The 14533-nt window shown below is 53.1% G+C and carries 14 protein-coding genes; 13 read left to right on the plus strand and 1 reads right to left on the minus strand.

All coding sequences use genetic code 11. From position 1 onward, the window contains the following. The first annotated feature begins 5 nt into the window (after positions 1 to 5). The 7 genes from B5D23_RS08995 (at position 6) to B5D23_RS09025 (ending at position 5652) form a co-directional block, all read left to right on the plus strand. Positions 6 to 257, plus strand: a complete 252-nt coding sequence (locus B5D23_RS08995) for a hypothetical protein (protein ID WP_078685095.1) — start codon at positions 6 to 8, stop codon at positions 255 to 257. After that, positions 247 to 1998, plus strand: a complete 1752-nt coding sequence (locus tag B5D23_RS09000; RefSeq protein ID WP_078685096.1) for a Na(+)/H(+) antiporter subunit D — start codon at positions 247 to 249, stop codon at positions 1996 to 1998. Before B5D23_RS08995 ends, B5D23_RS09000 begins: the two co-directional genes overlap by 11 nt. A gap of 30 nt (positions 1999 to 2028) precedes the next feature. Further along, positions 2029 to 2511, plus strand: a complete 483-nt coding sequence (locus B5D23_RS09005; protein ID WP_078685097.1) for a Crp/Fnr family transcriptional regulator — start codon at positions 2029 to 2031, stop codon at positions 2509 to 2511. 165 nt (positions 2512 to 2676) lie between these two features. Then, positions 2677 to 3282, plus strand: coding sequence for a hypothetical protein (locus B5D23_RS09010; RefSeq protein ID WP_078685098.1), 606 nt, complete (start codon positions 2677 to 2679; stop codon positions 3280 to 3282). Continuing rightward, positions 3279 to 4034, plus strand: a complete 756-nt coding sequence (gene cbiQ / locus B5D23_RS09015; RefSeq protein ID WP_078685099.1) for a cobalt ECF transporter T component CbiQ — start codon at positions 3279 to 3281, stop codon at positions 4032 to 4034. Before B5D23_RS09010 ends, cbiQ begins: the two co-directional genes overlap by 4 nt. Further along, a complete protein-coding gene (locus B5D23_RS09020) occupies positions 4031 to 4759 on the plus strand; it encodes an energy-coupling factor ABC transporter ATP-binding protein (protein ID WP_078685100.1) in 729 nt (242 codons plus the stop codon). The genes cbiQ and B5D23_RS09020 overlap by 4 nt, the downstream gene beginning before the upstream one ends. A gap of 104 nt (positions 4760 to 4863) precedes the next feature. Continuing rightward, complete coding sequence (locus tag B5D23_RS09025; RefSeq protein WP_078685101.1) at positions 4864 to 5652, plus strand: sirohydrochlorin cobaltochelatase; 789 nt, start codon at positions 4864 to 4866, stop codon at positions 5650 to 5652. A 71-nt stretch (positions 5653 to 5723) separates the two neighbouring features. Here the strand turns inward: B5D23_RS09025 and glgP are convergent, their stop codons facing one another. Continuing rightward, positions 5724 to 8291 carry an alpha-glucan family phosphorylase gene (glgP, locus tag B5D23_RS09030; RefSeq protein ID WP_078685102.1) on the minus strand — a complete coding sequence of 856 codons (2568 nt, stop codon included), beginning with the start codon at positions 8289 to 8291 and terminating at the stop codon, positions 5724 to 5726. A gap of 226 nt (positions 8292 to 8517) precedes the next feature. Here glgP and dut point away from each other — a divergent pair, with 226 nt between their 5' ends. The 6 genes from dut to B5D23_RS09060 all read left to right on the plus strand — a co-directional run bounded on the left by dut (position 8518) and on the right by B5D23_RS09060 (position 14502). Then, complete coding sequence (gene dut / locus B5D23_RS09035) at positions 8518 to 9003, plus strand: dUTP diphosphatase (protein WP_078685103.1); 486 nt, start codon at positions 8518 to 8520, stop codon at positions 9001 to 9003. Between the two features lie 29 nt (positions 9004 to 9032). Then, entirely contained in the window at positions 9033 to 10226 is a 1194-nt protein-coding gene (locus B5D23_RS09040; protein ID WP_078685104.1) for an aspartate aminotransferase family protein, read from the plus strand. Positions 10227 to 10331: 105 nt separating this feature from the next. Then, positions 10332 to 11192: a 50S ribosomal protein L11 methyltransferase gene (locus tag B5D23_RS09045; RefSeq protein WP_078685105.1), complete on the plus strand. Its 861-nt coding sequence runs from the start codon at positions 10332 to 10334 to the stop codon at positions 11190 to 11192. Between the two features lie 147 nt (positions 11193 to 11339). Then, entirely contained in the window at positions 11340 to 11990 is a 651-nt protein-coding gene (locus tag B5D23_RS09050; protein WP_078685106.1) for an endonuclease III domain-containing protein, read from the plus strand. 5 nt (positions 11991 to 11995) lie between these two features. Then, positions 11996 to 13144, plus strand: a complete 1149-nt coding sequence (locus B5D23_RS09055) for a murein hydrolase activator EnvC family protein (protein ID WP_159445959.1) — start codon at positions 11996 to 11998, stop codon at positions 13142 to 13144. Between the two features lie 80 nt (positions 13145 to 13224). Continuing rightward, complete coding sequence (locus B5D23_RS09060) at positions 13225 to 14502, plus strand: S41 family peptidase (RefSeq protein WP_078685108.1); 1278 nt, start codon at positions 13225 to 13227, stop codon at positions 14500 to 14502. Positions 14503 to 14533: the final 31 nt, after the last annotated feature.

Raw genomic sequence — 14533 nt, forward strand, 5'->3', positions numbered from 1 at the left:
GATTCATGAGCCAAAAGAAAGAATTCGACTGGTTCGACCATGATAAAAACAGAAAGCTTCTGTGGAAGCTTCTGTACGGGACATGCGCGCTGACGCTGATTCTGGAGCCTTTTGCCCACGTTCACGGCCACTTTGGCTGGGACGGATTCTTTGGGTTCTCTGCCCTTCTTGGCTTTGGCTCCTGCACCGTTCTGATCGTTCTGGCAAAACTGCTGGGATACGTGCTGAAAGTTCGGGAGGACTTTTATGATCGCTAATATTCCTCCTTTTTCCATCCTGATTCTGGGAGCACTTCTCGTCCCGTTTTTCCGCGGCAAGCTGAAAAACCTGTACGTCTGCTTTCTCCCAGCTCTGGCATTCTGGGTCATCTCCCAGCTGCCACTTGGTGAGTTTCTGCACGTCCACTTCTTTGGTTTTGACCTGACGCTGTTGCGCGTCGACAGACTCTCGAAGATCTTCGGCTACATCTTCACCCTGAATGCCTTTGCTGCGTTCATCTTTGCCTTCTACCTGAAGGACAATACGCAGCACATTGCAGCCCTTGGCTACATTGGCGGCGCACTGGGTGTTGTTTTTGCTGGCGACCTTGTCACCCTCTACTTCTTCTGGGAGTGGATGGCGGTAACGTCTACCTTCCTGATTCTGGCCCGCAAGACCAAAAAGGCATACGGCGCTGCATACCGATATGTCATGATTCACATGTTTGGCGGTCTGGTCCTGCTTGCAGGCCTGATGCTCCATATTCAGGCAACAGGCTCCGTGTCTTTCGAGCTTTTCGAAACCCGCGGCATCGCCTCCTACCTGATTCTGGCTGGTGTGCTGATTAACGCAGCCGCTCCGCCTTTCCATGCATGGCTTTCCGATGCCTATCCGGAAGCAACCGTTACCGGCGGTCTCATTCTGTCTGCATACACCACGAAAACCTCGGTTTACACCCTGATTCGCGGATTTGCTGGCTACGAAGTGCTGATCGTTGTTGGCTGTTTCATGGCTCTGTACGGCATCATGTACGCCCTGCTGGAAAACGACATGCGACGCATTCTGGCCTACTCCATCATCAACCAGGTCGGCTTCATGATTTGTGGTGTTGGCATTGGCACGGCCCTGTCTCTGAACGGTGCCGCAGCTCACGCCTTCTGCCACATTATCTACAAGTCCCTGCTGTGGATGAGCGCCGGTAGCGTTCTGTACATGACAGGCAAAAGCAAGTGCACGGAGCTTGGTGGTCTCTACAAGACCATGCCGTGGACAATGATACTCGGGACAATCGGCGCGCTCGCCATCTCGGCCGTGCCGTTTACCAGTGGCTACACCTCCAAGCCAATGATCATGGAAGCTGCTGTGAACCAGCACCTCACATGGGCTTGGCTGGTGCTGGAAATCGCCTCCGCAGGTGTTTTCCTCCACGCTGGCATCAAGTTCCCATACTTCGTCTTCTTCAACAAAGACCGCGGACTGCGCCCGGGCGAGCCGCCGCACAAGAGCATGCACATTGCAATGGGCATCATGGCCTTCCTGTGCATTGGTCTCGGCCTCTACCCGCAGCCGCTGTATAACCTGCTGCCCTACGACATGCCTGCTCGCGTGGTCTACTCGTTTGGTGGTGTGGTCAAGCAGTTCCAGCTTCTTATGCTGTCTGCCCTGTCCTTCTTCGTCTTCCTGAAGCTTCTGAAGCGTACCGACACCATCGCCATTGATACAGACATCATCTGGCGTCTTGGTGGCCGCGGCTTCTACTGGCTGATGGACAAGATTCTCAACGGCGTGAACGCAGTCTGCGATCTCGTCTTTGCTCAGGGTCTCAGCAAGCTGGCTTCTGCTGCATTTGTTAATGCACCCCTGCGGATCACGCAGCTGATTCTGTTCCCCGTGCTCAAAGGAGCACAGCGTGAACGCCTGACCAAGCAGTTCAAGGCCGGACTTTCTCCTGTCGGACTCTCGGTTGCTGTTTCCATGCTGTATCTGTTCGGGATGATCGTCTTTACCCTGAACCGATAACGATTCGCCATTACTGACGAGGTGACATACATGATTACTCTCGACGAACTGAAAAAGTTCCAGATGTTCGAAGGACTCGAAAACGACGTCCTGCAAAAGATCATCGATATGGCCACGGTGAAAACCTACAAGGCCGAAGAACTCATCTACCGCTCTGAAGCTGAAGCCGATAACTTCTTTATCGTCTACAGCGGCAAGGCACTGCTCGAAGGTGCAGTAAGCGACAACATCACGGTGTCCTACTCCGCCCTCAAGCCCGGTTACGTGTTTGGCTGGTACTCACTGGTTCCGAGCACGCACCACTTCTCTAGCGCTCGCGCAACTGAGGAAAGCCAGATCATTGAGATCCCCGGCGACAGCCTGCGCATGCTCATGGATGAAAACCAGAGCTTTGGTTACAAATTCATGAACCGCATGTACATGCTCCTCAAGATGCGACTGGATCGCAGAAGTGAACAGCTGGTCAAAATCCTCGCCCGCCATCCTGATCTCCAGACTGGTGAAGAGGCATAAGCGATCCGCTCTTTGCACTCTCGCGGCGCACAGTTTTCTGTGCGCCGCTTTTTTTATTTTGGGCAAACTTCGAACATGGTCGAGCCAGTAGCACTTTTTTCAAATTTATATTACGACAACAGGCATCGTTCATTCACCCTCTACACAGTGCCTCAGGAGCCTGCCATGTCGTCAATGTTCCATAAAACACTCCGTGTTCTCTTCTGTCTTTGCCTTTGCGGACTTATCAGTACCCCAGCCTTTGCCCACCGCGTCAATGTCTTTGCATGGCCAGAAAACAGTACCATTCACACAGAGAGTACCTTTAGTGGCGGCAAAAAAGCTCAAAACTCAAAAATTACCGTCACCGCAGGCTCGTCCAAAGAAATCCTTATCTCAGGAACGACCGACAGCCACGGTGAATTCTCCTTTGAACTGCCACAAAGCATAAAAAAATCTGGCCAGCCCCTTCACATCCACCTTGATGCCGGTGTAGGTCATGTCAGTACGCTGACGCTTGAACCTGCTGATTATCTTGAAGAAGAGCTTGCGCCTACCCCTCTGCACCAGCAGAGCACAGCGCCTAACGCCGTACAGCTCCCTCAAAAATCAGACACAGACATTGAGCGCATCGTCCGCGAAGCCGTCCGAAAGGAAATGACTCCCGTGCTTCGCTTCATCGCCAAGGCCGAACAGCCCGGACCACAGGCCCGAGACATCTTCGCCGGTATTGGTTACATCTTTGGTCTGTTTGGAGTCGCAGCACTTGTAAAAAATTCACGCAAAAAATGATCGACGAGAGCTTTTCGCTGGGGCATTCCCCCATCCATCGCCTTGACCCTCGGGGTCGAATCCTTGCGGCATGCGCATTCTCCTGTGTTGTCGCTCTGCTGCATATTCGCCTCCCTCTGTACATCGCCCTTGCCTGTGGACTCTGCCTCCTGCTCTGCGCACGGCTTTCCCTGTCCTCAGTGCTTCGGCGCCTGCTTCTGGTGAATATCTTTGTCCTTGTCCTCTGGCTGTTCCTGCCTTTTTCGGTCCCCGGAACTCCAGTTTTTCAGGTCTGGAAATTCACCGCGAGTCTGGAAGGAATCCAGCTCGCAACAGACATCAGCATCAAATCAAACGCCATCATCATGGCTTTTATTGCGCTCATCAGCACAATACCCATACCAGACCTCGGGCACGCACTCCTGCGGCTCAAGGTTCCACAAAAGCTGAGCCTGCTTCTTCTTTTTGCCTACCGACACATCTTTCTCATTGCCGAAGAATATCAGCGCCTCCATGCTGCGATGAAAATCCGAGGCTTTGTCCCCCGGACCAACCTTCATACCTACCGAGCCTATGCGTCTCTGCTCGGCATGGTCATTATCCGAAGCTGGGAGCGTTCCGAACGTGTCTACAACGCCATGCTTTGCCGTGGTTTTCGTGGCACATTCCGCTCCCTCAATGGCTTCCGCTTCACACTCTCAGACAGGGTCTTTGTCTTCTTTATGCTGGCCCTGAGCTGTGCACTTGCAGCCGGAGAATATACCCTCTCATGAGCACACCAATTTTTTCACTGACAGACATTCACTTTGAATATCTCAACGGACCCAAGGTCCTGAGTGGTCTCAATTTTTCCCTGCATGCCCACGAACGAATCGGCATCATTGGTCCCAATGGGACAGGAAAAACCACAATGGCCCATATCCTTATGGGACTGGTCAAACCTTCCAAGGGCCGCATCCACTTTCACGGCGAGCCAGTCAGTGCCGAGCGGGACTTTCTCCCCCTGCGCCAAAGCATTGGCCTGCTTTTCCAAAATGCCGAAGACCAGCTTATCTACCCCACGGTGCTCGAAGATGTCGCCTTTGGGCCTCTCAACATGGGCAAATCCTCGCAGGAAGCAAAAGAGATTGCCCTCAGAGTCCTCTCCGAGCTAGGGCTGGAAGGCTTTGACAACCGCATTACACACCGCCTCTCTGGTGGTGAAAAAAAGCTCGTCTCTCTCGCAGCTGTTCTGGCAATGGACCCGGAAGCCCTGTTCCTTGATGAGCCGACCAATGCCCTTGATGCCAAAACCCGCGCTCACCTCGTAGAGATTCTCAACTCCCTGAACAAGGCTCTGGTCATCATCTCCCACGACTGGGATTTTCTGGCCCAGACCACGGAGAGCATCTATTCCATGAAAGACGGGAAAATCACTCTTGATGGTGACACGCAGACTCATCAGCACGTCCACGCCCACAGCCACGGCAGCACGCCCCACGTTCACGGCGACTCATAAGAAATCCCTGGTGGTCCGGCCCTTCTCCATTGCCCATTTATTTGCTATAGATATGGGATAAGGGCCATGCCCACGACTCTCTAGCTTCTCCCAAAAGACACAGCATGAAAAAAGGAATACTTCTGGTTGCCTTTGGCTCCAGCCGACAGTCTGCACATCTCTCGCTCAAACGTTTTGATGATGCAGTACACGAGCGCTTTCCCGACATCCCGGCCCGCTGGGCATTTACCTCCGGCGTGGTTCGCGGCAAGCTTGCGACCAAAGGGAAAAAGACAGATTCCGTGACCAAGGCACTGGAAAAGATGTGGTTTGAAAAATATACCCACGTCGCTATTCAGTCCCTGCACGTCATCCCCGGCGACGAGTACCATGACCTTGTGGAAGACATGGAACGCCTCCAGCAAGGCGAAAAGGCTTTTGAAAATATTGTCCTTGGCCGCCCCCTGATAGGCACCGAAGCCGATGTTTCCAGCGCTGCCGACGCAGTGATGGACGCGCTGCCAGAAGAACGCCAGCCCCACGAAGCTGTTGTCCTCATGGGCCACGGCACATGGCACCCCGGCGATTCCATGTATGATCTGCTTTATGATGAACTCAAAGCCCGCGACAAAAATGTTTACGTCGCCACAATGGAAGGCCGTCTTGTAATCGAAGACGTCACCAAAGACCTTGCAGAACGCGGCATCACAAGCGCATGGCTAATTCCCCTGCTTGCCGTCCCCGGCCGCCACGTCCAAAAAGACATGTGTGGCGAAGACGAAGGCTCATGGGTCAACCGTCTCCAGGCCGCAGGCATCACCCCCCGCTGTGTGCTTATGGGCACAGCAGAATATGGTGGATTCCCTGCTCTTTGGCTCGATCATCTCGAAGAAGCCATGACCGATCTTCCATAAAACATCCCTTTTCTGACGCATAAAAAAAGCCCCTTTTCAGGGGCTTTTTCATACGCTTTTCTCTGGAAGAGCTAACTCGCCCAGTGAATAAGTCCAAGTGAATGCGGGTCCAGCAAGTTCGGATGCCGTGGCAGGACTCGAACAGTGAAGCCAAAGCGTCCGGGTTTGCCCGGAGCAAAGGTTCCGCTGTACTTGGCCCAGCCATCTTCCGTGTATTCCGAACACGTCATTTCCACAGCTCCACGCTGCACAAACGACCCTTCCTGATCCAAGGCGCCAGAGTAGATTTCCACAATCACATTCTCTGGGGCAATGCTGTTGAGCTGCACCTCAGCACTCACCTGCACCCTTTCATTCACATATAGCTCGCCGCCATCCTGCGTCTGAATATTTCGCAGCTGCAAGCCGTCCCACTTGGTCATCATATCCATGCGCCAGTGAGCAAGCTCCTGCGCCCGTTGCCCACCGTCAGCGGTCAACTCAAGGAAATTCTTGTACGCAGGCAGATACGCAACCCGAACATAATCTTCGACCATCCGGTGTGAAGTAAACATGGGACCAAGCTCCACAAGAGCCTGTTTCATTTTATGCACCCATGTTCGAGGCAGATTCCCGTGTCCACGATCATAGAATTCAGGAATGATGTCCCGCTCAAGAAGCGTATACAGAATCTGAGATTCGACATAGTCCTGATGCCGATGGTCGTCATACATCTCACCACGACCAATAGACCAGCCCACACTGTTGTCAGGCTTGTAGGCCTCTGCCCACCAGCCATCAAGGGTACTCAGGTTCAAAACACCGTTAACCATGGCCTTCATGCCACTGGTTCCGCAGGCTTCCAGCGGAACACGCGGATTATTGAGCCACACATCACAGCCATGCAGCATGTGGGCCGCAACTTCCATGTCATAATCCTGCAAGAACACCATGCGGGATCGACAATTGCTTTCCCGGCAGAACTGAACAATCTGCTGAATCAGCTTTTTGCCTTCGTTATCCTGCGGGTGAGCCTTGCCTGCAAAAATAAACTGCACAGGCCGTGAAGTATTCTCCAGCATTCGAAGCAGGCGGTCCTTGTCAGAAAGGATCATATTCGCACGCTTGTACGTCGCAAAACGCCGAGCAAAACCAATGGTCAGAGCCTGAGGGTCAAGCACATCTTCCGAGGCATCAACTTCACTCTGGCGCGCGCCCTTGAGCAACAGCTCATGACGCAGGCGCTCACGGGCAAAGGAAACAAGACGTTCGCGCAACCGCTCATGCGTTCGCCACAGCTCACCATCCGGGATGGTCTCAGCATTACGCCACACCTTTTCGCAGTCCGCTTCCTCTCGCCAGTTACTGCCAAGGTAGCGATCAAAAAGGAACGTCAGTTCATCTGCCACCCACGACGGGTGATGCACGCCGTTCGTGATGGAGCCAATAGGAACATCTTCCGTTGGGAACTGCGGCCAGACTTTTTGCCACATATTTCTGGAGACCTGCCCATGCAGACGACTCACACCATTGTTGAACCGAGACAGGCGCAAGGCCAAAACCGTCATGCAGAAAGATTCTGCATCATCCCGCGGATCTTCACGTCCAAGGGCCAAAAAGACCTTAAAGGCCAACCCCAGCTGCTGCGCATAGCCTTCAAAATAACGGCGCATCAGGTCTGGCGAAAATCGATCATTCCCCGCAGGAACGGGCGTATGCGTGGTAAACACACAACTCGAAGCAGCCAGCTCCACAGCGGCCTCATAATTCAGTCCCTGTTCCTGCATGAACACACGGATACGCTCAAGCCCAGCAAAGGCAGAGTGCCCTTCGTTCATGTGAATAATTTTTGGCTCAAGCCCAAGGGCCTTGAGTGCTTTCATGCCGCCGATGCCCAGCAGGACTTCCTGCTGGAGACGCATCTCGACATCGCCTCCATAAAGGCGCGTTGTGAGCTGGCGAAATTCCGTCGGGTTTTCCTGAATGTTTGTATCCATTAAATACAAATCCACTCGCCCAACCTTGGCCTGCCAGATCTGCACCTCGACCCGCTGCTCTCCAATGTTGACATCAAAGCGGACAGCCTGCCCCTGCTCATCCTTCACAAGGTTCATCGGCATCTGCTCAAAGTCATACACAGGATAGCGCTCGGTCTGCCAGCCATCAGGAGACAGGGACTGCCGGAAGTAGCCCTGCTGATAGGCCAGACCAATGCCAATGAGCGGAATATTTAAGTCACTTGCAGACTTGAGGTGATCGCCAGCCAAAATACCGAGACCACCAGAATAGATTGGCAGACAAGGGCTGACACCAAACTCAAAGCTGAAATATGCGACAACAGGCTGACTCGAGTCTTGGTTCGCAAAAGAAAAAGCTGAACCGGTTCGAGAAAGATAACCGTCCAGCTCTTCGAGTGTTTCATCAAGTCGCGACAAAAAGATCTCATCTTGGGAGAGTTCTTCAAGTACGTCCTGAGGCAGACTATTGATAAAGGCCACCGGATTATTTTCACTTTCGCGCCACAAACGAGCATCGATGCGGGCAAAAAGATCAACAATATCTCCGTTCCATGAAAACAGCAGATTGTACGCAAGCTTCCACAAAGGCTGTAAATTTTCGGGAAGTCTTGGAACAACACTGAAACTGCGTAATGGCTGCATGTAATGTTCCTCCAGAAAACTCGTCCTAAAGTCAGTACAGGATGGCTCCATTTGTTAGAATGCCCATGCAAGGAGAAAATAGCAAGCCTCTCTGCAAAACAGCACAGGGAATTTGCAGAAAAAACATGAATGGCTTTGACTTCATCCTCACAGTGGCATAGTTCTTTTTCCCTCAGCCTAGTAGCTGGTATCATTAACTCAGAGGCCCCACACGGAGCATATTGCCATGCAAAGTACCTGCGACGGTACCTGCGCCGAAAGCATCGACGTCAATTTCAAAATTCTGCGCCCTGTCCTGGAAGACATGCCCCCGGCATACTCCACTTCCGGCTCTGCTGGTTTTGATCTTCGCGCCTGCTTCGACGAGGAAACCGTTACCATTGCACCGGGCGACCGCCTCGCCATTCCCACTGGTCTTGCAATCGACATCACAACACCGTCGGTTGCAGCCTTTGTCTACTCCCGGAGTGGACTGGGCACCAAAGAGGGATTAACCGTCAGTCAGGGAGTAGGCGTTATTGACCCTGACTATCGTGGAGAAATCATTGTCTCCCTTCTGAATACATCACGTGAACCCCGTACGCTACGACGATGCCAGCGCATCGCGCAGCTGGTTTTTCAGCCCATTCGGCAGGCCCGCCTCCGACGAGTTGACGAACTTTCCTCCACAGACCGCGGCGAAGGCGGTTTTGGTCACACGGGTAAAATGTAACTGTATTTTAAAGAACTGGGAGAATTATCATGTCCGAAGCGTTCAACGCACTGAAAGAAAGAGACCTTCATTCCATCTGCAACACCTACGCCCGCTACCCTCTTGCCATAAGCAAGGCTCAGGGCGTTCACCTGTATGATTCCGAAGGCAAAGAATACGTCGACCTGCTTGCGGGCATTGCCGTAAGCAACCTCGGCCACGCCAATCAGGAAATTCTTCAGGCTCTCGTTGAACAGTGGAACACAGTGGACCATGTCAGCAATCTCTTCCATCAGGAATGGCAGATTGAACTCGCAGAACAGCTGCTTGGCACCTGCGATGCCGACAAGGTTTTCTTCTGCAACTCTGGAGCAGAGGCAAACGAGGCCGCACTCAAGCTGGCCCGGCGCTACATGCATACAGTTGCAGGACGCGACGCACATGAAATTATCACCCTTGATGGCTCCTTTCATGGCAGAACCCTTGCCACGCTGACCGCAACAGGTCAGGCCAAGGTCAAGGAAGGCTTTGACCCTCTGCCCGAAGGCTTCAAGACTGTTCCTTTCATGGATATGGACGCCCTTCGGGACGCTATTTCCGACAAAACAGCCGCCATCATGGTTGAACTTATTCAGGGAGAACGCGGCGTGCGCCCACTGAGCCAAGGCTACGTGGACGAGCTTGTTGCCCTGTGTAAAGAAAAACAGATTTTGCTGATTGTGGACGAAGTCCAGACCGGACTTGGCCGAACAGGCAAGTACTGGGCGCATCAGCATTATGGCATTACGCCAGACATCTTCACGACGGCAAAACCTCTCGCCAATGGGCTTCCCATGGGCGCGATGTTCGCCCGTGAAGACATCGCAAAGGCGTTCAGCTTTGGTTCTCATGGCACAACTTTTGGCGGAGGCCCCATTGTGTGCGCCGTCGCCAAAAAGGTGCTGGAGATCATGGAGCGGGACCAGATTTGCGAACATGCTGCAAAAACAGGCGAATATGCCCTGTCACTTTTTGCAGACATTCAGAAACGCCACCCCGAAAAAGTGGCAGAGGTTCGCGGCCTTGGGCTGATTATGGCTGTCGAGCTGAGTTTCCCCGGACAGGAAATCTGGGAAAAACTTCTGGAAGCAGGGTTTATCTGCAACCTGACCCAGGGAAACATTTTGCGTTTGCTCCCGCCTCTCATCATTGATAAGACAGAGCTGGAGCGCTTTGCCAAAGAGCTTGAAGCCCTGCTTGCATAGCTCCGAAACACAGCGCAGCATATACGCCATTGACGCGCCCGGGTTTTTCGTCTGTTTTGGACGGTTGCCCGGGCGCTTTGCACAGAAAAACGAGATACACATATCATGAGCACGCTTCTACAGATCGAATGTATTGTCCCTGACGGGCTGGTTAATGACGTCAATTTCTACCTGACCATTCGTGCACCACAGGGCTGGCAGGAAAAGCTCCTGCATGATGAAGAAGCAGTCCTTTTCACCATCTACTTTGAAGACGCCGACATGGCCCTGACCTGTCTCAAGGGGCTTTCCGAGCGCTGGTCTGAACTGCGCATCAAGCGGGAAAGCATTGAGGCACAGGACTGGGGCGCTGCATGGCGCGAATTTTTCACTCCGGTCGAAGCCGCGGACTTTGTTGTACTCCCTCCGTGGCGCAGGCAGGAGGCTTCTGACAAGCATATCCCCATCGTAATCGAACCCAAGACTGCTTTTGGAACAGGTCATCACAGCACGACCGCCCTGTGCCTTGAGGCCATTTCTGACCTCGTTGAAGAAGGCACCATTGCCCGCGATGCCCGCTTCTTTGACCTTGGCACCGGCTCTGGCGTGCTGGGTATTGGAGCCTGCAAGCTGGGACTGACTGGCCTTGGTTCGGACATTGATCCCGTGGCCATTGAAAATGCCATCGAAAATGCCGAGCACAACAACGTGGCAGAAGCTTTCACCCTCAAGACTGGCTCTGTCGAAGCGGCTGACGGTGCGGCCTTTGATCTCGTTATTGCCAACATTCTGGCGAACCCGCTCAAAGAGCTGTCCGAGCACATCGTCAACAGCGTCAAAACAGGTGGAAGCCTGATTCTGTCTGGCCTGCTCAAGGAGCAGCTGGACGGCGTTGCCTCTGTGTACGTCAACCTTGGGCTTGCTGAGCCTGAAAGACGGACCCAAAATGAATGGGGCGCGCTGGTCTGGAGAAAAATCGCCCGCTAAAGCGCACAAGGCGGCCTCTTTGGGGGCCGCTTTTTTCTTTGATGCATCCCGGTGAAGACAAGAACCCGGCTTCGTCCCTTGCATAATAGCGCCTCAAAACGTAGGCTTATGCTGTCCCTTTAATGCGCATAGAATTCAGGACATCCAATGGACCGCACCTCACTTTTAGAGTCGTATTACTCCAGCATGCTTTCCGAGCTTGGCCCCAGCCAGTGGTGGCCCGGAGAAACGCCTTTCGAAATTGCCGTTGGCGCAATTTTGACCCAAAACACCAACTGGAAAAACGTGGCCAAAGCCATCGACCAGCTCAAGGCTGCAAATGCCCTGAGCGTTGACGCCATGTCTGCCCTCTCCGCAGAGCGCCTTGCTGAACTCATTCAGCCGTCAGGCTTCTTTCGGCTTAAGGCAAAACGCCTGCGTGCCTTTCTGGCTCTGCTCAACGACGAGTATGATGGACAGCTTGAGGCGCTGGCGCAGGAAGACTGTGCCACTGCCCGCGAGAAACTCCTCGCCGTCAACGGCATTGGTCCCGAAACGGCAGACAGCATTCTGCTCTACGCCCTTGGGCAACCGTCCTTTGTTGTGGATGCCTACACCCGCCGCATTCTGAGCCGCCACGGTCTTCTTCCAGAAGATGTCCCTTATGATGAGCTTCGCGACTTTTTCATGGACGTCCTGCCCGAAGATGCCTCACTATTTAATGAGTTTCATGCCCTGATTGTCAGGGTTGGCAAACAGTGGTGCCGCAAATCCAAGCCACTGTGTGACGAATGCCCTCTCGCAACTTTTTTGCCGTGACCGCCATGATACACACTGCACTGCGTGCCATCGTTCTTTGCCTTGTGAGCCTTGCCCTTGGAGTCGGGAGCCTTGCCCCCAGCCTTGCACAGGCAAAATCCAATGAGCTTTCCACGCTCAAAAAAAACGTCAGCTCACAAAAAAAGCAGGCGAACAAACTTCGCTCGCAGGCTCAAAAACTCAGCCAGCAGGAAAAACGTCTGCACAAAGACCTCGCCAAGCTGGAACACTCACTCAAGTCCCTGCGCAATTCTGTTGCCGCAAAAGAAAAAGATCTCGACACAACCGAGTCACAGCTTGCCCGTACACAGATGCAGCGCGAAAAAACAGAACAGAGCATTGCCGAAGCGGAAAAAGCCCTCGGCAAACTTGTACAGGCCATGTGGCCGCTCAAGCTGGACGCCCTCAAAGGCAAAAAACGCTCGGAAACATGGGCTGAATCTGACCGGCATTTTGTCTGGAGTTCTTCGGTATATGCCGAAACGCGACGGGTTCTCGAAAAGCTGGACTCACAGCACAAGGCCCTTGCGGAGCTGGAAGAAACCCACACAGTCCTGCTCAAAAATGCCCAAAAACAGCTCGACAGCATCAACGCAACCAAAGACGGACTGCTGCAAAAACGACTTCAGTTTGCACAAAATCTTCGAAAAGTTCGTGCAGAAAGGCTGAGCCATGAAGAAGAGCTTTCTTCTGTTATTTCAGCCATTAGCACTATGAACTACCGCATCAAGGCGCTCACTGGCGGGAACATCAAGGCACAAAAAGGCTTGCTTCCCAGCCCAGTATCGGGAAAACGGCTCTCGTCACGCCAGCTTTCCCATGATAGACTTGAGGCCGCACCCGGACGACATGGCCTAAGTTTCCGCACCGTTGACGGTGCACCAGTAAACGCTATATTTGCCGGGCGCGTTGTTCATAACAATATCTTACGAGGCTATGGCCGGGTCGTTATTCTTTCGCATGGCGACCAGTATTATTCCCTTTACGCCTTTCTGTCTGAAAGCAATGTCTCTGTTGGACAAAATCTCCAGCAGGGGCAGACACTTGGATGGACCGGAACCTACCCCGCTGTGGATGGTCCGGGACTCTATTTTGAATTGCGTTTTGGGCAAAAAGCAATTAATCCTGACAAGTGGCTTACTCTACGTCGATAAAAACTCAGGTTTCGACAACTCTCATACGTGCCAGACACGGCTTGTCAGGGCCGTTTTACTTCACTTAGCCGGAGGCTTACATGCGTTTTACCGTCTGGATTTTCACTTCCATCCTGCTGTTCGTGATGTCCATTTCTACCGGGACACCACAAGCTCTGGGCGAAGACCTCTATGGCCCGCTCAAACGCTTTAGTCAGGCTATGGATATGATTGAACGCCAGTATGTCCGGGATGTTACCCGTGACGAACTCATAAACGGAGCCATCAAGGGCATGCTCCAGCAGCTTGACCCGCACTCTGCGTTTATGAACCCCGAAGAATTCAAAGAGATGCGCATTGGCACCTCTGGAGAATTCAGTGGAATCGGTATTGAAATTTCTCTCAAAAACGGCTGGCTGACCGTTATCTCTCCCATTGAGGACACCCCGGCATACAAGGCTGGCCTCAAGGCTGGAGACACCATTCTTGAAATTAATGGTGAAAGCACACAGGACATGTCGCTTATTGAAGCCGTCAAGCGCATTCGTGGCCCCAAAGGCTCCGACATTACGCTTTCTGTCCTGCACAAAGGCAGCAGCACTCCAGAAAAAATCACGCTCAAGCGTGACACCATTCCGGTCCTTGGCGCAAAGGGCACCATGCTTGAAGACGGGTACCTGTACCTCCGGCTGACCCGCTTCCATGAGCACACCACCAAGGAAATGCGTGCGCTGATTAACAAGTACAGCAAAGACAAGCCGCTCAAAGGCATCGTCCTTGACCTGCGTAACAACCCCGGCGGACTGCTGGATCAGGCTGTTTCTGTTGCCGACACCTTCCTGTCTGATGGAAACATCGTGTACATTCAGGGTCGCGACAAGCGGAGCCGCAAGGACTTCAACGCGCACAGCTCTTCCCGTGACGTGAAGGTTCCCATGGTCCTCCTGGTCAACGCAGGTTCTGCCTCTGCATCCGAAATCGTTGCAGGCGCCCTGCAGGATCACCACCGTGCCCTGCTGATTGGCGAACGCTCCTTTGGCAAGGGCACCGTTCAGAGCGTTATCCCGCTTTCTGACGGTTCCGGCATCAAGATGACCACAGCGCTCTACTACACGCCAAGCGGCCGTTCCATTCAGGCCGAAGGCATTGAGCCTGATCTTGTCTATCCTTTTGAAGTTCCGGTTGAGAAAAAAGACCCGGTCCTGCACATCATGCGGGAACGCGATCTTGAAGGTCACATCAAGAACTCCAAGGATAAAATGGGTGACAAAGCCAAGGCGTCCAACGTCGAAGCTTCCGAAATGCTGGAACGTGACAACCAGCTCAGACTTGCCCTGCAAATGGTCAAGAGCCTGCCCAAGTTAAAGAACATCAAATAGCACATAACATCGAGCGCCGGGCTACCTTATG

The organism is Desulfobaculum bizertense DSM 18034 (genome assembly GCF_900167065.1).
Lineage (GTDB): Bacteria > Desulfobacterota > Desulfovibrionia > Desulfovibrionales > Desulfovibrionaceae > Desulfobaculum > Desulfobaculum bizertense.